Below are 20,043 nucleotides of genomic sequence, written 5' to 3' on the forward strand. Positions count from 1 at the left end.
TTTAAAGCGCACTTCTCGTTGAAAAGATAGGCAAATAAAATATTAAAAACACCCGTTCTACAATAGAGCGGGTGTTTTTTTATGATAGAAAAGGATTGGTGTTTTTAGCCCCGATAGGAGCTGGCTACCGTGTAGCGCGGATAGCGGGGACAGTAGTGAAAAGAAGCAAAATGGTCTGCTTCTAAAACCAAAAAATGCTACTATTGCTTTGTTTTTGCACTTTTATTTGTTGTTAGAGAAAACTAAACCTTTAGAATAGCGCAGTTTTTCAACTTTTTGTTTAAAAAAATGTTAATTCTGAAACAACCGTTTCAGAATTAATTATATCTTTGTCCCAGAAATTAAAATACCATGGCACGTTGTGTTGAATTTAACGAAACCGAGATTATAGAAAAAGCGATGAACGTCTTTTGGGAAAAAGGCTATCACGGTACTTCTATGCAGGATTTAGTAGATGCCATGCAGATTAACCGAAGCAGTTTGTACAATAGCATAGGTGACAAACACGCTTTGTTTATGAAATGTGTAACTCATTATACTGATGTTGCCATAAAGGAAACCAAGGAGAAAGTGGCCAAAGAACCATCAGCATTACAAGGACTAATCAAGATTATTCGTGATAAAGCAGCTTGGGTTGTAGATTGTGAAAGAGGCTGTTTGGGAATAAAAACTGTATTCGAAATTGCACCTGAAGATGCTGAGATTAGAAAATTGCTAAACAAAACCAACGAAATTTACTTGGTATTTCTTTCAGAGTTAATTCAAGAAGCTATCGATGGCAAAGAATTAGATGACAGTGAAGACGCTTCTTTATTGGCCGAATACATTATGACAACATTTACCGGTTGGAAGCAATCTTTTATCTTAAAGAGAGATCCAATTATGATTAAAAAAATGTCCGAATACCTTATCAAAACTATTACCCGCGCGTAATATTTTTTTAAATAATTCTGAAACGTTTATTTCAAAATAAATATTTTTAAGAAGTAAATAATTTATTAAAAACAGCTTTAATTCTGGAACAATCGTTTCAAAATAAATGTTTTACTGAGTCTTAAATTTTTAATCAACAGCTAAAATTTTGGAACGTTTATTCCAAATAGAAACGTGAAAGCTACAGCAAATAAGAATCAATAACAAAAATCAATAACTATCAAATCAAACATTATGAAGAGAGTAATTACAATGAGCTTAATCGCTCTGTTTTTAGCCAGTTGCGCTGATAAAAATGCAAGTGCACCGGCAAGTGCACCGACTACCTTACCGGTTCTTGACATCGCTTACCAATCATCCATTACCGATACTGAATATCCTGTTGCTATTCAAGGCAAAACAGATGTTGAAATCAGAGCGCAAGTAAGCGGTACTTTGGATAAAATCTTTGTTGACGAAGGTGCTTATGTTACCGCCGGACAACCTTTGTTTAAAATCAATGACAATCCTTACCGTCAACAATACAACAATGCAACGGCCAGTTTGAATGCGGCAGAAGCTGCGGTAATCAATGCCCAATTGGAAGTAGAAAAACTTTTGCCATTGGTACAAAACAAAGTCGTATCCGATTATCAATTAAAAACGGCCAAAGCGAATTTGGCGATTGCCAAAGCAACGGTAGCACAATCCAAAGCAGTTGTTGCCACAGCGCAAATCAATTTAGGCTACACTACGATAAAAGCGCCTGTTAGCGGTTACATCGGTAGATTACCAAGGAAACAAGGTAGTTTAATCAGTCCGGCTGACCCGGAAGCCTTAACCAAATTGTCTGATATTAAAGAAGTATATGCTTATTTCTCCTTGAGTGAAAATGACTTCATCAACTTCAAATCACAATACAAAGGCAACTCGGTGAATGATAAATTAAAAGGTTTAGCACCGGTTTCTTTAGTGTTGTCTGACAATACGATTTATGCCGAAAAAGGGAGAATCGATATGGTTGATGGACAATTTGATAAAACCACCGGAGCCATTACCTTGAGAGCCAAATTCCCAAATGCCAACGGATTGCTGCGTTCCGGAAACACCGGAAAAGTAAAAATCAGTATGCAACACCAAAACGCTATTGTTGTTCCTCAAGAAGCTACCATTGAAATTCAAGATAAAATCTATGTGTTCTTGGTAGATAAAAAGAATGCAGTAACCAGACAACCGGTTGTTGTTTCTGCCAAAAGCGGAACCGATTATTTAATCAAAGAAGGGATTGTCACCGGAGACCGAATTGTACTCAAAGGTTTTGAAAATCTACCTGACGGAGCGACCATTATTCCGGACCCGAGCTTTAGCGAACAGGCGAAGCAAAATTCTAAAAAAGTAGTGGCCAAAATTTAATAAGACAAACAAAAAATCCTTATCATGTTACAAAAATTTATTGACAGACCAGTGCTGTCAACAGTCATCGCTATACTTATTGTGATCCTCGGAGCAATAGGCTTAAGGTCACTTCCATTGCAGCAATTCCCTGATATTGCGCCACCGGCTGTGCAAGTTGTAGCCCTTTATCCGGGTGCCAATGCAGAAACTGTTTTACGTTCGGTTGCGCCTTCTTTGGAAGAAGCGATTAACGGAGTAGAGAATATGAGTTATATGAGTTCTACCGCTAGTAATGATGGTTCACTCGTAATTACGGTCAATTTCAAACTGGGTACTGATCCGGATCAAGCTTCAGTAAACGTACAAAACCGAGTTTCTCAAGCGACCAGCCAACTGCCGGCGGAAGTGGTTCAGGCAGGAATTTCTACGACCAAAAAGCAAAACAGCCTTTTAATGGTAGTGGATTTATATACTGAAAATGAAAAACAATATGACCAGACGTTTTTAGCCAATTATGCGCAAATCAATATTATCCCCGATCTTAAAAGGATTCCGGGTGTAGGACAGGTCGTAACTTTTGGAGGAAACAAAGATTATTCGATGCGTGTTTGGTTAAATCCGGCTAAAATGGCCAGTTATAATTTGACTCCAAGAGAAGTTATCGGTGCCATTCAAGACAAAAATCTCGAAGCGGCTCCGGGACGATTTGGGGAAGCCAGTAAGGAAGCTTTTGAATACGTTATCAAATACAAAGGAAAGTTAAACAATCCGGAGGAGTATGAAAACATAGTAATCCGTTCTAATGCTGACGGTTCAGTATTGCGTTTGAAAGAGGTAGCCCGTGTTGAATTGGGTTCCTATACTTATGCTAGCAGTACCAGAATTGATGGAAAATCAGGATTGAATATCGGTATTTTCCAATTGCCGGGTTCTAATTCAAGCGATGTACAAATCGCTATCAAAGCCATGATGGAAAAAGCCTCGAAGGATTTTCCAAAAGATGTAAAACACCTCATTTTATACAATACCAAAGATTCGTTGGATTTATCCATTGCTCAAGTAAAATCGACTTTAATTGAAGCTTTTATTTTAGTATTTATTGTCGTGTTCTTATTTCTTCAGGATTTTAGAGCGACTTTAATTCCGGCCATTGCCGTTCCGGTTTCTATTTTGGGAACGTTCTTTTTCATGCAGATTTTTGGTTTCTCCGTAAACTTGTTAACTCTTTTTGCTCTGGTATTAGCCATCGGAATTGTCGTCGATGATGCGATAGTCGTCGTCGAAGCGGTACACGAGAAAATGCACAGCAAGAAATTGTCTGCCAAAGCGGCTACCACTTCCGCAATGAGTGAAATAACTGGCGCGATTATCTCGATTACATTGGTAATGTCGGCTGTGTTCTTACCGGTCGGATTTATGGAAGGTTCAACCGGAGTTTTTTACCGCCAGTTTGCCTTTACTTTGGCCATTGCGATTGTAATTTCTGCCGTAAATGCGTTGACCTTGAGTCCGGCATTAGCTGCCTTATTCCTAAAAGATGTACCTCATGATGACCATCATCATGGTGAAGAGGCTAAACCTAAAAACTTTAAAGAAAAATTCTTTATCGGATTCAATAGCGGGTTTACGAAACTGACCAACCAATATGTAAACAGCCTTCGCTTTTTAATCAAAAACAGATGGGTAAGTTTTGGTGGATTGGCTGTCGTGATTGCCGCAACGGTTTATATGGTAAAAACAACGCCAACCGGTTTCATTCCTTCGGAAGACCAAGGATTTATTGCGATTTCACTTTCCATGCCGGCCGGAGCTTCTTTGGAAAGAACCCAAGATGTAATGAAAGAAGTAGAAGGTCAATTAGGCAACATGCCATCGAAAAAAGTATTGAATGTCATTTCAGGCTTTAATTTGCTAACGTCTTCTACTAGTTCTTCAGCCGGAGTGGCGTTTATCTTATTGAAACCGGCCAAAGAGCGTGGTGAACTTCAAGATATCAACGATATCATGAACGATGTGCGTGGTAAACTGGCAGGCATAAAAGGCGCAAATTTCTTTGTGTTTACCTTCCCGACAGTGCCGGGTTTCAGTAATGTTGATGCTTTGGATATTGTGTTGAAAGACAAAACAGGCGGCAGCATCAGCAAGTTTAGTGGTGTCAGCACACAGTTTATCGGTGAGTTGATGAAACGACCGGAAATTGCGTTTGCCTTTACGAGTTTCAAAGCCGATTATCCACAACTGGAAATGGAAGTGGATGATGTAAAAGCGGAGCAATTGGGTGTGAATGTTAGAGACATTCTCCAAGCGATGCAGACTTATTACGGTAGTGCGCAGGCCTCTGATTTTAACCGTTTCGGAAAGTACTACCGTGTAATGGTTCAGGCAGAAGCGGGAGCAAGAAATAACCCCGAAACCATGAATAATATTTTTGTCAAAAACAGAGCAGGCGAGATGGTACCTGTGAACTCATTGGTAAAATTAAAACCGGTTAATGGTTCAGAAACAGCTTCGAGATACAATCTTTTTAATTCTATTGGAGTGAATGCTATAGCCAAACCGGGTTTCAGCTCTGGTGCTGCCATTAAAGCGGTTCAGGAAGTAGCCGAAACAAAATTACCAAAAGGTTATACCATCGAATTCTCCGGTTTGACCAATGAAGAAATCACTTCTTCAGGACAATCAGCGGTAATATTTGGATTGAGTTTACTGTTTGTGTTCTTCTTATTAGCTGCTCAATATGAAAGTTACATCCTTCCATTTGCGGTATTGTTATCGATACCAACAGGAATCTTCGGCGTATTTGCGGCAATTGGATTAACCGGAATAGATAACAATATTTACGTGCAGGTTGCCTTGATTATGCTTATCGGATTACTCGCGAAGAACGCCATTCTGATTGTAGAATATGCCGTGCAAAGAAGAAAAGCAGGAAAATCACTTTTGGCTTCGGCCTTAGAAGCCGCCAAATTGCGTTTGCGACCAATTATCATGACGTCATTCGCCTTTGTAGTTGGATTAATTCCGATGATGCGCGCGACAGGACCATCAGCTTTGGGTAACCACTCAATTAGTATTGGTGCGGCAGGCGGAATGGTTTCAGGAGTATTATTAGGGATATTTATTATTCCGGTGCTTTTCATCGCATTCCAATATTTACAGGAAAAAGTAAGCGGAAAACCGTTGGCCGTTTTGAATAATGAAAAACATTCCCAGGCCTAATTACAAAAAAAAATTAAAAATCAGATTATGAAACTATATATAAAAATAAGTATGTTGGCTATGCTAATGATGGTAAGTTTTACCACATTGGCACAGCAAACGACAAAGCCTGAAGTTCCGGAGAATTTTAGAAATGTAACCGAAACCGACACGACAAACATCGCCGACATCCAATGGAAATCTTTCTTTGAAGAAACCGATTTGGTTAAATTAATCGACGAAGCTTTGGCCAAAAATAACGATTTACAAATAGCCGAAAAGAATATCGCGATTGCCAATTTACAATTCAAACAAAGTAAATGGGGCAATGTACCACAGTTGAATGCTTTTACAAATGCGACAACAACCAGACTTTCAGACAACAGTTTGAACGGGATCAGTACCAATCAATTTTTAGGCAAAAGTCATATAGAAGATTACTCCGCAGGATTGAATCTTTCTTGGGAGGCCGATATTTGGGGCAAAATCCGAAACAGAAAAAGAGCCGCACAAGCGGTCTACATGCAAACGGCTGAAGCCAAAAAAGCTTTGCAAACCACTATCGTAGCGTCAGTATCCAATGGCTTTTATGACTTGTTGATGCTCGATGCGCAATTGACTATAGCCAAAAAAACATTGGAGTTAAACGACAGTACTTTATTTGCCGTCAATCTGCAATATGAAGCAGGAAATATCAATTTATTAGGGAAACAACAAACCGAAGCACAACGGTTAATTGCTGCCCAATTGGTTCCCGAATTGGAGAAAAATATTCAATTACAAGAAAATGCCTTAAGTGTTTTATCAGGCACTTTTCCGGAAGCCAAAGAAAGAGCCAGCAAACTGGAAGCTATTGTTGTAAAAGAAAACTTGTCGGCCGGAATTCCATCGCAATTGTTGAGCAAACGTCCGGATGTTAAAAATGCAGAGTTGGCTTTAAAAGCGGCCAATGCCAAAGTGGGAATCACCAAAGCGAGTTTATATCCTTCGTTAAATATTACTGCTGTTGGCGGTGTAAATTCTTTTGAATCGAGCAATTGGTTCAATATTCCGGCTTCGCTTTTTGGTTCGGTTGCCGGTGGATTGACAGCACCTTTGTTAAACGGAAAAAGATTAAAAACCCAATACGAAGTAGCCAAATTGGAACGCGATCAAGCGGTGATTCAATTCAGACAAACCGTTTTGGTAGCGGTAGGAGAAGTGTCTAATGCGTTGGTGAAAATCGACAAACAAACGCAACAATATACCATTGCGGTTGACCGAATGGCTACTTTACAAAAAGCGGTGGAGAATGCCAATTTACTTTTCAAAAGTGGTATGGCAACGTATCTGGAAGTGAATATTGCTCAAGGAAATCTGTTGCAGGCCGAACTGGAATTGGCTTCCATCAAGAAAGAAAGATTAGTCTCCAATGTCGAATTGTATCGTGCGTTAGGCGGCGGTTGGGAATGATTTAAAGTATAAACCAAAACAAAATTAACTATGAAAAATATAACTTTTTTTGACCACATGAAATGTATCGTGAGAAATGGATGTAATACTATTGAGCACCACAAACCAGAAGTTAAAAAGGAAGAAGTAAAGCGTGAGTATGTAAATCAAGATACAGTATCAAAATTAAATTTTCAATTGTTTGATATCGATCAGGTATTTGCCAATTAATTTCTATAACTGAAAAAAAATAGTCCATTGAGAAATCCCGTTGGTTGAGTAACGGTTAGAAATGATTGATAGGTGATTATTTTTGTTGGAGTCCCGGCGTGATGAACCGGGGCTTTTTTTGTTAGAAAGAACTGAAATTTATTCGATAACTTTGTTAGGCAGTCAAAACAAATCGCTTTATGAAAATATACATAGGCCTTCTTTCTTTTTTTCTTTGTAGTTGCCAGGAAACTAATTCAGAAATTACCACACTTTGCAAGCTTCCCAAAAAACTCAAAGAAGTTTCGGGTATGCAATGGGCTAAAAATGGTGGAAACTTCTTTTATGTCATTCAGGACAGCGGTAATGAAAGTTCAGTGTATAAAGTAAATACCAAAGGAGAACAAATACAAGAGCTGTTTGTTAACGCTAAAAATACCGATTGGGAAGATTTAACTTCTGACAAGGAAGGCAATCTGTATTTGGGCGATTTTGGCAACAATGACAATGAGAGAAAGGATTTGAGTATTTATAAAATCACAACGACAGAGAAAGTCGATATCATAAAGCCTAAATATAAAGTGTCGTTTTACTATCCGGAGCAAACCGATTTTCCGCCATCCAAAAAAGAATTATTATATGATTGTGAAGCTTTTTTTGAACAGAATGACTTCTTTTATTTGTTTACCAAAAATAGAAGCAAAGGCTTTGACGGAACTACCTTAATTTATAAAATCCCCAATAAAGATGGCCATCACGAAGCAAAATTATTAGGCAAATACAAAACCGGAGACGATTACAACAATAGTGCGATAACCGGATCAGCCATCAGTCCGGATGGTTCCAAGTTTGTTTTACTGAGCCACAGTAAAATTTGGCTGTTCGAGAATTTCAAAAGTGATGATTTTTTAAACGGAAAGATTTCGATATTGGATTTGAATCATTATTCCCAAAAAGAAGCCGTGTGTTTCAAAGACAACAATACACTTTTGATAGCCGATGAAAAAGACAAAAAAACCGGTGGCAATGTTTATGAAGTCAACTTGGAAAGCTTAAAAGCCAAACCCTAAACCAAAAGCAATTCGCGCCTTATCGATTTCACTTTTGAAATAAGTCAGTCTTGCCGTTACAATACCTAAACCATTCAGCCATAAACCGCCACCATAAGATTTGTGCCAAGTGTTGGAGTTTTCACCATCGAGCCAAACTCTTCCATAATCAAATCCGCCTAAAATACCGTAAGACATCGGAACTAAACTACCGCTGATTTTGCCCAAACTCAATCGCAAATCGCTGCTGTTAAAGAAGGATTGTTGGCCTAAAAAGCGTTCGTTTCTAAAACCTCTCAAATCATAATCACCACCCAAAGTCGCGCCTTGATAGAATTCGAAATTATCATTCAAAATAGCTTTTCCTTTTAACAGCGTGGCAAAAACCAGTTTTCCGTTTTTGTCTAATTTGTGGTTGAAATTCCACTTGGCTTCCATTTCTGTGAAGTTTTTTCGACTTTCATTCAGGTTCATTTTCCAACCGCCGGAAATTAAAAATCCCATACCTAAGGTTGGATTCGAAACATTATCATAATTCTCAAAACTGTATTGCAATTTTCCGCCGGCGAATTGTTGGTAGTCAAAAACCTCAGGATTTACAATGCCTGGAATATTGACGAAACGATTGGTAGTTCCTTCAACTTCTATGTTTTCAAAAGACGTTTGGAATTTGACTTCGCTACCATATTTTCCAACCTTTTTGATGGAAGGCTCAACTTTAATCATTTGGATGCGCACTCGGTTGTAATCCATGCCTAAATCATCGTCGTTGTTAACCGTTTCGTTGCCGTAGCCAAAATAATTGATGGCAAAATTCGGACTCGTGAAACGCGTGTCCAAATCAAAATCCCATTGACCCAAAACTTTCGGGAATTTGGCTGAATAGTAAAGTTCAAATCCGTTAGTGGCAAAGTAATAAAAAGCTTTAAAAGTGTGTTTTTGCGTACACGGATTTTGCTTGAAACTGTAATTCGTATAATTCAACATACCGCCAATTTTTACACCGTCGTCCGGATTAAAACCTATGCTTGGCAAACCGGTCCAAGCGTTGAAATGCGGTTTTTTATAGTCGTACAAATTGGTTTCATAATCATCGGTCAAAATAGTCTTGGTTTTCGAGTCCGTTTCGAAAGTATTTTGCTTTGATTTAAAATCATAAATCAACACTTTTCTTCCGTTATCAACTTTGTAATTGTCATGATTTTGTCCACCGATTAATCTGATTTTAACGGTTGACTTTTCGTTGCCGTTTACTACAAATAAATCATCATCTTCCAAACCGTAAACCCAAACTTCATTGGTTTGCTTACCCAAAATGGTTTTGGTTTGCACTAACTTTTCGCCTTCTTTTCTCAATCGAAATTGTTTGATTTCGGTTTCGTTGTTGGCTAGGCGTGTGATTTCAAATCGGTCTTTGTCTTCAGTACCAACAATCACAACGGTTTTTTGCAATACGTTATAATATTCCGAAGCATATTGTTGCAAATCGTTCTTTCTGATTTTTAGTTTGGCCTTGACGCTTTCAATCGTTTCATCTTGCATTTCCACAGGCAAATTTTGGAAAGCTTTTGCGATAGTTTCTTCAGATAAATTATCTTGAATATATTGAGCTTCTCTAATCCAATCGGTTTCCTTAGAAGTTTTTAAAAAGGTTATGTCCAACGGATAAGGTTCGCGGTTGAACCATTTTACATTTTTAATTTTTTCTCTAAAAGTTTGCATGTGACGCAAATCGGGAATATTCATCACAATGGCCAATAAGGCTCCGTCATATTTGGTAAACGCCTGATCTCTGTCACGTGGAATTGGTTTGTAAAGGGTTCTGTTGTCGCTTTTATATTCGCCCCAACGCCATTGGTCAAAATGTCGGTCCCAATCGCCAATCAGCATGTCAAACAAGCGCGCCCTGATGTAAGCAGCTTCATCGACTTGATTTTTTTCACTCTTTTGCAATTTTTTCAGCAAATCATTGGTACTGATAATCGCATCCGGATTGCCAAAGGATTTCAGGTCTTTTTGCGAATCCGTGGGGCGTTCTTCAACCATGTACAATTCATCGCCAAAATCGTCATTGAATTTGCCTAAAGTATTTTGTTTCGGAATATAATAAAGCTCAGGATTACTATGACTAACGCCAATTTTATCAGCTAAATCAGCCACCGCAAAAGGCGTGTACGGATGCGAAGTGGTGTAGAAATCGAGTAAAAAGTTCTCCGCATAAGTATTCTCAAATTCCTTTTCTACATATTGGTCTTTAAACGCCACCGATTGCAAAAAACGCGAAGCACTTTTCTTGAGAGCACGCATTACATATTCTTTTTCATCGGCATCTTTGAGTCGGAGTGATTTTGATTGGTGTCCGCCGCCGGCTTGTATTGGTTTTACTCCGCCGAATAAAGTGTCTAAGTTGACCGTTTTAACTGCAACCGGAACGCTGTAATAATCTTTGTAATGTTTGCCTAAAAACCAATTGTGGAACCAACCTTTATCTGTCATTTCTTTAGTATAAACAGAAGTTGAAGTCGTTGCCGGAAATTGATTTGGGTAATCAACATCAGAAGTTTTTATTTTTTTATGGATAGCAGTTTGCCACAGCAATTTTTCGGTTTTGTTTTCAATGCCAAAATAGTGGATAAACATTTCTTCGCTTTTGCCGATAGTGATTTGGGCATAACCATTGCCGCCATACGAAAAATCTTTTTTGCCGACGGCTCGAGCTGCTTCGGTTTTAGAACCGGAACCGCTGATAATTTGGGTAATGTTATTTTTCTCTAGAAATTGCAAATTATGGTCATGACCCGAAACCACAACCACATTGTCTTGGCCTTGCAATAAAGCGGAGATTCTTTTGGTGTAAACTTGATACACTTTGTTTTGCAAATCCTGCGGACTGATGCCTGAAGTTTTTCGGATGAGGTTTAAAAAGCTTCCTAAAATTGGTAAGGGAAATTTGCTTTCAAATGGAAACAATTGCTTTTCCCAAGAAAATTGCCCTCCGTGCGTTCCGTTACTGAGCAATGGATGATGTAACGCAATGATTTTAATTTTATCCTGATTTTTATTGAGCAAATTTTCCAGTTCTTCAAAGAAAACTTCTCGGGTTTTGATTTCGCAGTTGTCGTTTATTTTTGGATGGTTTTTCCAATCTTCCAGAAACCATTGACTGTCGATGGTAATTAAAACTATATTTTTTGAGATTTTTATATCATCAATAGCACAGAAATTTTTGGGCTGAAAGGCATTATTGTCTTTTAGAAACTCATTTATATATTTGGCTTCGGCTTTCAAACCTTCCAAACCGCTGTACCAATCGTGGTTTCCTGGAATAAAGATGGTTTTGCCTTTGAAGTTTTTCGTGATTTCTAATTGGTTATTAATTTTTTTGGTCGCCGGTTCGTATTCGGGATGATTTTTTTCGGCAGGCATTCCGATGGGGTAAATATTGTCGCCTAAGAAAATCAGTGTACTATTAGCATCTGCGTTTTTCAACCTTTTTTCTAAGTTCGACAGCGTTGCATTGGTGGTACTGTCGCCGGCATTTCCGGCATCGCCGATGAGGTAAAAAGTGTGTGCTGCATTTATACTATCAGCCGCTTCTGTCGTAACTGATTTATTGTTATTTTTGTTGTATTGTGGCTGATGTGTAGCACAAGATTGCAGTAAAACAAAGAAGCTTACTACGACAAAAAGTTTACAATATTTGCTTGTAGCAGTGTTGATACAAAACAATTTCATAACTTGGATTTTTACTTTTGCCAATGACGATTATAGAACAAGCCGAAGATTTTGTCTACAAATTACTCAAAGATAAGTTATCTGATTCATTTTTGTACCATAATTTTAACCATACTTTATCCGTCGTTAATGCGGTAAAAACCATTGCCAATGCTCAGAAAGTTAGTGATCATGAACAAGAATTGTTATTACTAGCAGCTTGGTTTCACGATACAGGATATACCAATTGTTGTGAAAATCATGAAGCGGTTGGTGTCACTATAGCGGAAAACTTTCTAAAAGAGAGAAATTACAACCAAGAGGATATTGCTAAAATATGTTCATTAATCAATGCTACCAGAAAAAGCGCCACTCCGACAGATGCTTTGGAAAAAATCATTCGCGATGCCGATTATTTTCATTTGGCAGATAAAGACTATTTATCGAGTGCGGAGTTTTTAAAGCAAGAATTAAAGAGCACACTAAACATTGATTTCACCGATTTAGCATGGGCCAAAGAAAATTTAAATTTTCTCACCAATCACCATCGGTTTTTTAGTGATTATGCATTACTGCATTGGCAACCAAAAAAAGAAAAGAACATTCAAAAACTTCGAAAAAGAATCAACCAACTTGAAAACAACAGTATGGAACAATCGCCTAAACCCAAAAAGCAAAAAGAGAAGGAAGAAAGACCGGATAGAAGCATTGACACGATGTTCAAAATTACGTTGACAAATCACATTCGGTTGAGTGAAATTGCCGATAGCAAAGCCAATATTTTATTGTCTGTCAATGCGATTATCATTTCTATTGCGCTTTCGACTATTGTGCCAAAATTAGACAGTCCGGGCAATGTACATTTGATTGTTCCCACTTTTGTTATGGTGCTTTTTAGTGTGATTTCAATCATTTTTGCGATACTTTCCACCAAACCCAAAGTGACTTCAGGAAAGTTTACTCGTCAAGATATAGAAGACAAAAAAGTGAATTTGTTGTTCTTTGGTAATTTTTTTAAAATGCCTTTTGAAGAGTACCAATGGGCAGTCAACGAAATGCTAAAAGACAAAGAATATTTGCACAATTCGATGATCAAAGACTTGTATTATTTAGGTTTAGTACTAGAGCGAAAATACCGTTTGTTGCGCATAACCTATAACATTTTCATGATTGGTATTATCGTTTCCGTATTTGCTTTTGTGTTTGCTTTTAGGAATGCACCGATGTAGCTTTCTGATGTGCCACTTTTACGCGTATGCCTTTTAAACCCGAAACGCCTTGAAGTTCTTCGACTTCAAATTGTTCTACATTCGGTTCTAATATTTCTTTGAATTGTAAATATTTAATGTAATCCATATATTCTTTTTTCTCGTTTGCGTGAGAATAAACGATGGTTATCTTTTCCTTTTCGGTGATACGCTCTTTGGTTCCTTTGATGAAGGCTTTATCGATTCGTTTTTTCACGACTTCATATCTTGCATTGTAAGTGCCATCAACATCAAAGCGTTTCTCATCCATTCGGAAACGAATAGAAATAGGTGAACTGAATACTAGAATCAGCGAAGTGACTTCCAAATGGTAAGGCAAATCGGCTTTCATTTCATGGTGTTGTAATTCCATTTCACACAAAGTCTGCAATTGCCAGAGACGCAAATTGTTTAGATAGATTTTATCAAAAGGTTTGTTAGGGTCAATTGAAGCGCCGATATAAAGATTGTGCTCTACACCATCCGATTTGAATCGTTCGTAATAATGTGGAAAAATTTGTTGGGCTTCCAATTGTTTTTCGTCTAAAATAGAAGCTAGTTTTTTGTTGACTTTAGTCAATGCATTGTCAAATTTTTTTCTTGACTGATAGAACATACCGGTCTTTTCATCAATTTTATCAAAATATTTTTTGATACTTGTTTTGATTTCTTCAGGAGCATTTTCATTTTGAATTACCGGATGGATTTCAGATTCGATATAGCGTTGGATAATTTGTTCTGTGTCGGCTTTTAAAGGTAAATCCAGTTCGGTCCTGAAGGATTCCAGTTCAAATTTTCGTTGTTCCAAAATGATCAGATTGGCTTTTGATATAAGACTTTCGATGATTTCGATCACAGTATCAAGTTGCTTTTTCAAATCTTGTTTTACGGTTTGATTTCGATGTTCTGATGAGCCTTTAATATCAATTTCGCCAAACAAAGGATAGACTTCTTTGAATACAATTTCCTTGAAAATATGCTCTTTGGGTTGACCTGTTCTTAAGAATTTTTGGGCTTCCTTTCTAAATTTCCAATACACACTCGAATGGATAGAAGTATATTCATTTTGAATGATCGCTTCGATTTGGTTCTGCAAATCCATTCGGTAACGACTTAACGTGTCTACAAGATAGGGCAGAATTAAATCGAGTTTGTTCGCGTTAATACTGTTCAAAGCTCGTGGCTTTTCTGAACTCAACTCAAAGACGCCTAAAATTTCATCATTTTTCACCACCGGAGCCAAAATACAACTTTGTATATTTTGACTTCTTAAATGCTTGGCAAAGGCATCATTGATATTGGCTTGCTCAAAATGATTGAGGTTAGAAATGATAAAGGTTTGTTTTTCTTTGACGACACAATTAAAAAAGCAATCGTATAATTTTTTACCACAATCTGCTTCTTCCGTTTCGCTTAATATAACACTTTGGATATTTTTAGCATCAACATTCGGGCGTATGAATTTTTTATCTTCAGGGTCATAAATAGTCAACCCAACTTTTAAATCCGGAATTTTGAAAATGGAACGAAATATCGATTGAAAATCTTCTTGTAAATCCTCATCTTTGGTGTCTGTGGCTTTTAACAAATTGGTTTTAAGCGTTGAGACGGAACTCTCTGTGGTTGCATCATACAGTTGAACGATGCCAAAGCCTTTTAATATCCAACTTTCTAAAGGAAATTTTTCTTTCCAAAGGGCTATATCATCAAAGTTCTCAATTAAGAGGTCTATGTCTTCTTGGGTTAAAGGAATTGCTTTGTTTGTGGGAATGATTTCGATAAAATCGGCATTGTACAAAATGCGGTAATGCTTCATAATCCCATTGCTGTCGGGAATATCATAAAACAAAGGATTGGTAAAATCGATGTTTTGTTGGTAGTGGTCATTTAGAATCAGACAACAATTCATAATGTAGAAAAGGTCATCTTCAAAATCCCTGATGTTCATGTCAAAATCGAAACCGGCAGCACCGAGAATTTTTTTAAATCGTTGAGTATAGTTGAAAGTAATATTGTGAAAAGGAATAGCAACAGCTTTGATTTCGTTGTGAGTCAACGCTGTTGGAAATAGATCGGCTAAAAGATTTTTGATTAAATCTTTGTGCTCGTCAATTAAAGACAAATCTTGAATTCCTGTTCTAAATTCGGGTAACCCGGCTATTTCTTTTAGAAGTGCTTTGGCGTAATTTACTCTGTAATCCACATTGGATTCAGCAATGCTTTCTAAGGTTTCAATCAGTTTATGAAACGAAATTTGTGTAATAAAAGGAGTTTCAAATTGTTCTAATTTTCTTTTCATTTTAACTGAATAAGTAGAAGGATAAAGATAAAGCAATATTTTGAAAACTGCCAATTGAAGTTGGAGAGGAATAGAAATAAAAAATGCCACTATTACAGGTGGCGTTTTAATGGTTGTTGGAGATGCGATTTGATATTAAGAGGAGGACTGCCGGTGGCAGTCAGGTATGCGAACTTTAGTTTGCTTTAAATTATTGGTCGATGAGGATTACCTTCGGTGATCCCATTTTGGGTTGCTCTGAACGAGAAAAACTAAAATACGGCTGGTCGCCGTGTTTGTTTTTTTATTTTCTAGCCACTTTCAAAAGCGAGCTTTTGGTGCGGCCATAAAATAAAAAAACCGAAACTTTCGTTTCGGTTTTTTTCGGTGGGCGACATAGACTTGTTTTCGAATCAAGTGATTGAGTTTTTAAATCAATTTATAGTTTACAATTTGAAGCATTAAGTAAGAAATTATAAAAGCAATTCAAACATTACCGATTTAAACGGTTAGCTGATAGAGACAGTTTACGAGACAGTTATTAGAAATATTGATAACCGGAGATTTTCAATTGAAAAGAAGAATGTTGTTTATGACCGCGGTGAAGTTATGTTTTTTTTGAATAGCCGGGTGATGCGATAGGAGTTAGTAAAAAGTTACTGCAGAAGTCCCGACAAGAGTATTATTGTTATAATTCATAATTTTTAGAGCTAGAGTAGAAATAGCCTAATATATTCTTAATCTGCTAAAATAGTTTTTTGTATTGTTCTATATTGGTTACTTGTCTTTTAAAATAACTCATTAATTGGTATAATTATTTAGGTTTATAAAAAGGGCAGTCTCATATCGTAAATTATAATTTTTTCCACTTCTTAGCATTATTTTGTAACCTTTTGTGTGACAAATTCCTCTAAAGGCCATGACCTTTCTTTATTTTGAAGAAAGTAGGTTTTAATAAATACTAAAAAAAGAAGAATTCTGTTTAATTGAGTTTACTACATGATAAAATTTTTTTTAAAAGCTACTTTGGTATTATTTGTACTTCAGGGATATTCCCAAAGTGATTTATTGGCTGAATTTGATACCGTCTCTAAGAAGCCATCTTATGCAACTGCAACTTTCAAAGGTTTACAGATTGTTACACTGCAATCCACAAAGATGCCTGCTAAACAGGAATTTTATTTTGTTGTTTCACATCGCTTTGGTTCAGTGAGGGGAGGTATTTCTGAGTTTTTTGGTTTTGATGGTGCCACAACTAAAATAGGAGGTGTCTATGGTGCTACAGACTGGCTTTCAGTCAGTGGGTCACGGCATACTTTACTAAAGGTATATGAGGCGGGTTTGAAGTACAGAGTCATGCGACAAGGAGACCAGCTTCCTTTCGATATTGTTGGATATAACACATTGGACGTTAACAGTTTTCTCAGGAAAGAGGAATATCCCGGATTAGAATTTTCACACCGTCTTACTTATATAAATCAGATTCTTGTATCACGTAAATTTTCTGAAAAACTTTCCTTAGAAATTGCTTCGTCTTTTATCCATAAGAATGTTTACAGTCCTATAATTGAAAACGATAATCAGTTTACTGTAGGAGCGGGCGGACGAATGAAAATTACTAAAAGGCTGTCTTTGACATTTGAGTATCTAAATAATTTCAATTTGCCGGATTATTATCAAAACCCTTTATCTGTTGGACTAGATGTTGAAACTGGTGGACATATTTTTCAATTGATATTTACTAATTCACAGGCAATGACGGAGAGTGGTTATCTTACGGCTGCTAGTGGTAACTGGGAAAAAGGAGAAGTTTTTTTTGGATTTAATTTATATAGGGTATTTTAAAAATTAGCTTATGAAAAAAATTCTACTTACATGCATTGTTGCCTTTGTTGTAAGCTCTTGTGAAACGACAACTTATGATGATATCCAAGAAAATCAAATCATAACTGGACCGATAACGTATACTTCGCATGTTAAAAATATCATTAGTACTTATTGCTCGAGTTGCCATCATACAGGAGGTACTGCCTCTTTCAGACCTTTTACCACTTATGAAGAAGTAAAGGATGCCATGCAAAATACTGATCTGTTAGACCGAATTCAACGCCAAAATGGAGAAGCCGGCCAGATGCCTCAAACCGGTCGTATGCCACAAAACAAAATAAATAGTATCATCCAATGGAATTCGGATGGATTAGTAGAATAATGAATTTTTTAAACTTTATGTATGAATAAAATTGTTACATTTTTACTGTTAATGCTTCTCTCTGCTATGGGATATGGTCAGAAGTACATCACAAAAAGTGGGAGCTTGAAGTTTGAAGCTTCAGCTTCAAGTTTTGAAGAAGTTAAAGCTGTAAATAGCGAAACATCAGCGGTGCTAGAAATTTTAAAAGGAGATTTAGCGGTGCTGGCACTCATAAAAGGCTTTCATTTTAAATCGGCTCTTATGGAAGAGCATTTTAATGAAAATTATCTAGAGTCCGAAAAATTTCCGAGAGCAACTTTTGTTGGGCAAATTGATGGATTTAACATCTCCAATATTGCTTCATTAGCAAAAAGCTATAAGCTGTCTGGTGACCTTACACTTCATGGAAAAACAAAAAAAGTGAGTACAATAGTCAATGTATCTATGTCCTCTGATAACGTATTACTTACCGGAAGCTTTGAAGCTAAACCTGAGGATTATGGGATTGAAATACCAAAAATACTGTGGAATAAGATTGCTGAAAAGGTGATTATTAGATATAGTTTGACTTTAACCAAACAATAAGTTATGAAACTACTAATGCTATTACTCTTTTTTGTATCAACGACATGTGTAGGACAGACTATAGACAACAAAAACATATTCAATGTAGCGCGGAATGGATCTATTAGAGACATCGAAATGTTGATGCAAAAAAATAAAGATACTATTAATGCAGTCAATGCTAATGGTTTTACACCATTATTACTTGCCTGCTACAAAGGGAATAACGATGTGGCTGAATATTTAATGAAAAAAGTGAATAATATTAATTATGTGAGTCCGAGTGGGACTGCGTTAGCAGCTGTTGTTGTAAAAGGCAATTATCACTTAGCCCGAAAATTACTGCTTTACCGAGCTAACCCAAATTTATCAGATGAACAAGGAGTAGTGCCATTAATGTATGCGGTTCAATTTAAGAACATAAAGCTGATACGTTTATTATTAGAGTATGAAGCTGATAAAACTGTCAGAGATAAGACTGGCAAGACACCATTTGAATATGCTGTTTTTACAAAAGATGAGGAGATAATCAATTTACTTAAACAATAATCTTATGAAATTAAAACTATTATTTTACTATCTGTTATTTTCAATAATTGGTTTGCAGGCACAAACTAAATCAACTGATACTGTGAACCTTTTAACGGGAATGACGGCCAAATTAGATCTTAATAACACTGATTTAACAGCAACCCTGACATTAACCGGCCCAACTGATCGCTGGTTTGCTCTACAAATAGGGTCATTTGCCAACGGACAGGGTATGGAGAGTGGACAGGATGTTGTTTATTATAATGGAAGTACGTTAATTGATGCTGTACATAATGGTATTGGCATAGCACCAACACAGGATGCCAATGATTGGACAATGTTATCGAACACAGTTAACGGAGGAACAAGAACCATAATTGCCACAAGGGCATTTAATACTGGTAATCCAAATGATTATGATTTTGTATATGCAAATCCTGATATAGATTTTGCTTTTTCTAGAATGAGTACTGCGAGCTACACATTGGCATATCATGGGGCTAATAACAAAGGATATCTGCTTAATGTGCCTTTCGCCTTTTTAGGGACAGATGAAATAGAACAGCCAAAAGAAACCACCATAATATCTCCAAACCCGGTGGATAATAGTTTTACTATCACCTCTAATGTTGGAATTCGTATGGTAAAAATCTATGATATGTATGGTAAACTAGTCACCACACATTATAATCCAATTGGACAGGTTGCTGTTTCTGATTTATCTAAGGGTATATATTTTATAGAAATTACATCTATCGAAAATTTAGTTTCAATTAAAAAAGTGATTAAGGAATGAAAAAGAGAATAATATATTATTTGTTGGTTTTAATGACTGTAATGAGCTGTAAAGTTGATACATCATCAAAATCGGTTCTTCTAAAGATTGATTTGGAACCAAGTAGTGCAAGTAATGCTAAGGGAACGGCAATTTTTACTGAACTGAATAAGATTGTTTCGCTGGATGTAAAAATGCAAGGCTTAAAACCTGGGATACACGGGATACATATTCATGAAAAAGCGGATTGTTCAGCAACAGATGCCAGTTCGGCCGGAGGTCATTGGAATCCCACTTTTAAGCCTCATGGCAAGTGGGGCTCTATATCATGTCATAAAGGCGATATAGGAAATCTTATAGCGAACGAAGATGGTAATGCTATGCTTTCGGTTGATACTGCTGAATGGTGCATTGGTTGTGGAGATTCCACTAAAGATATTTTAGGGAAAAGCCTCATCATTCATCAGGATGCCGATGATTATGTTTCGCAACCTTCTGGTAATGCAGGTGCTAGGATTGCGTGTTCAGGAATTATCCGTTGAGTAGTA

15 protein-coding genes are annotated in these 20,043 nt (G+C 36.9%); 13 read left to right on the top strand and 2 right to left on the bottom strand.

Going from position 1 to position 20,043, the window contains the following annotated elements; all coding sequences use genetic code 11:
• Positions 1–351: 351 nt before the first annotated feature.
• The 6 genes from B3C16_RS08560 to B3C16_RS08585 all read left to right on the top strand — a co-directional run bounded on the left by B3C16_RS08560 (position 352) and on the right by B3C16_RS08585 (position 8,216).
• Positions 352–933 (top strand): TetR/AcrR family transcriptional regulator, encoded by a 582-nt coding sequence (locus B3C16_RS08560; RefSeq protein WP_291130918.1) that lies wholly within the window; start codon positions 352–354, stop codon positions 931–933.
• A gap of 234 nt (positions 934–1,167) precedes the next feature.
• Complete coding sequence (locus tag B3C16_RS08565; protein WP_291130919.1) at positions 1,168–2,325, top strand: efflux RND transporter periplasmic adaptor subunit; 1,158 nt, start codon at positions 1,168–1,170, stop codon at positions 2,323–2,325.
• Positions 2,326–2,349: 24 nt separating this feature from the next.
• A complete protein-coding gene (locus B3C16_RS08570; RefSeq protein ID WP_291130921.1) occupies positions 2,350–5,526 on the top strand; it encodes an efflux RND transporter permease subunit in 3,177 nt (1,058 codons plus the stop codon).
• 27 nt (positions 5,527–5,553) lie between these two features.
• On the top strand, positions 5,554–6,957 hold the full coding sequence (locus B3C16_RS08575; RefSeq protein WP_291130923.1) for a TolC family protein: 1,404 nt from the start codon (positions 5,554–5,556) through the stop codon (positions 6,955–6,957).
• A 30-nt stretch (positions 6,958–6,987) separates the two neighbouring features.
• Complete coding sequence (locus B3C16_RS08580; RefSeq protein WP_291130925.1) at positions 6,988–7,167, top strand: hypothetical protein; 180 nt, start codon at positions 6,988–6,990, stop codon at positions 7,165–7,167.
• Positions 7,168–7,346: 179 nt separating this feature from the next.
• Positions 7,347–8,216, top strand: a complete 870-nt coding sequence (locus B3C16_RS08585; protein WP_291130927.1) for a hypothetical protein — start codon at positions 7,347–7,349, stop codon at positions 8,214–8,216.
• On the opposite strand, the gene B3C16_RS08590 is transcribed toward B3C16_RS08585, so the two are convergent.
• Positions 8,199–11,930, bottom strand: coding sequence for a metallophosphoesterase (locus tag B3C16_RS08590; RefSeq protein ID WP_291130929.1), 3,732 nt, complete (start codon positions 11,928–11,930; stop codon positions 8,199–8,201). The genes B3C16_RS08585 and B3C16_RS08590 overlap by 18 nt on opposite strands.
• A 23-nt stretch (positions 11,931–11,953) precedes the next feature.
• Between B3C16_RS08590 and B3C16_RS08595 the strand changes: the two genes are divergently transcribed.
• Positions 11,954–13,138, top strand: a complete 1,185-nt coding sequence (locus B3C16_RS08595) for a Pycsar system effector family protein (protein WP_291130931.1) — start codon at positions 11,954–11,956, stop codon at positions 13,136–13,138.
• Here the strand turns inward: B3C16_RS08595 and B3C16_RS08600 are convergent.
• Positions 13,119–15,455, bottom strand: coding sequence for a GAF domain-containing protein (locus B3C16_RS08600; RefSeq protein WP_291130933.1), 2,337 nt, complete (start codon positions 15,453–15,455; stop codon positions 13,119–13,121). The genes B3C16_RS08595 and B3C16_RS08600 overlap by 20 nt on opposite strands.
• 978 nt (positions 15,456–16,433) lie before the next feature.
• Between B3C16_RS08600 and B3C16_RS08605 the strand changes: the two genes are divergently transcribed.
• From B3C16_RS08605 to B3C16_RS08630, 6 genes are read left to right on the top strand one after another with little or no spacing between them, the layout of a single operon-like run.
• Positions 16,434–17,279: a DUF5777 family beta-barrel protein gene (locus B3C16_RS08605; protein WP_121312725.1), complete on the top strand. Its 846-nt coding sequence runs from the start codon at positions 16,434–16,436 to the stop codon at positions 17,277–17,279.
• Positions 17,280–17,289: 10 nt separating this feature from the next.
• Complete coding sequence (locus tag B3C16_RS08610; protein WP_121312726.1) at positions 17,290–17,643, top strand: cytochrome c; 354 nt, start codon at positions 17,290–17,292, stop codon at positions 17,641–17,643.
• Between the two features lie 21 nt (positions 17,644–17,664).
• Positions 17,665–18,210, top strand: a complete 546-nt coding sequence (locus tag B3C16_RS08615; protein WP_121312727.1) for a YceI family protein — start codon at positions 17,665–17,667, stop codon at positions 18,208–18,210.
• Between the two features lie 3 nt (positions 18,211–18,213).
• Positions 18,214–18,738 carry an ankyrin repeat domain-containing protein gene (locus B3C16_RS08620; RefSeq protein ID WP_233549739.1) on the top strand — a complete coding sequence of 175 codons (525 nt, stop codon included), beginning with the start codon at positions 18,214–18,216 and terminating at the stop codon, positions 18,736–18,738.
• A gap of 4 nt (positions 18,739–18,742) precedes the next feature.
• Entirely contained in the window at positions 18,743–19,516 is a 774-nt protein-coding gene (locus B3C16_RS08625) for a T9SS type A sorting domain-containing protein (RefSeq protein ID WP_291130937.1), read from the top strand.
• On the top strand, positions 19,513–20,037 hold the full coding sequence (locus B3C16_RS08630; RefSeq protein WP_291130938.1) for a superoxide dismutase family protein: 525 nt from the start codon (positions 19,513–19,515) through the stop codon (positions 20,035–20,037). The genes B3C16_RS08625 and B3C16_RS08630 overlap by 4 nt, the downstream gene beginning before the upstream one ends.
• Positions 20,038–20,043 lie beyond the last annotated feature (6 nt).

Origin of the sequence: Flavobacterium sp. UBA7682 (assembly GCF_002482945.1) — a bacterium.
Lineage (GTDB): Bacteria > Bacteroidota > Bacteroidia > Flavobacteriales > Flavobacteriaceae > Flavobacterium.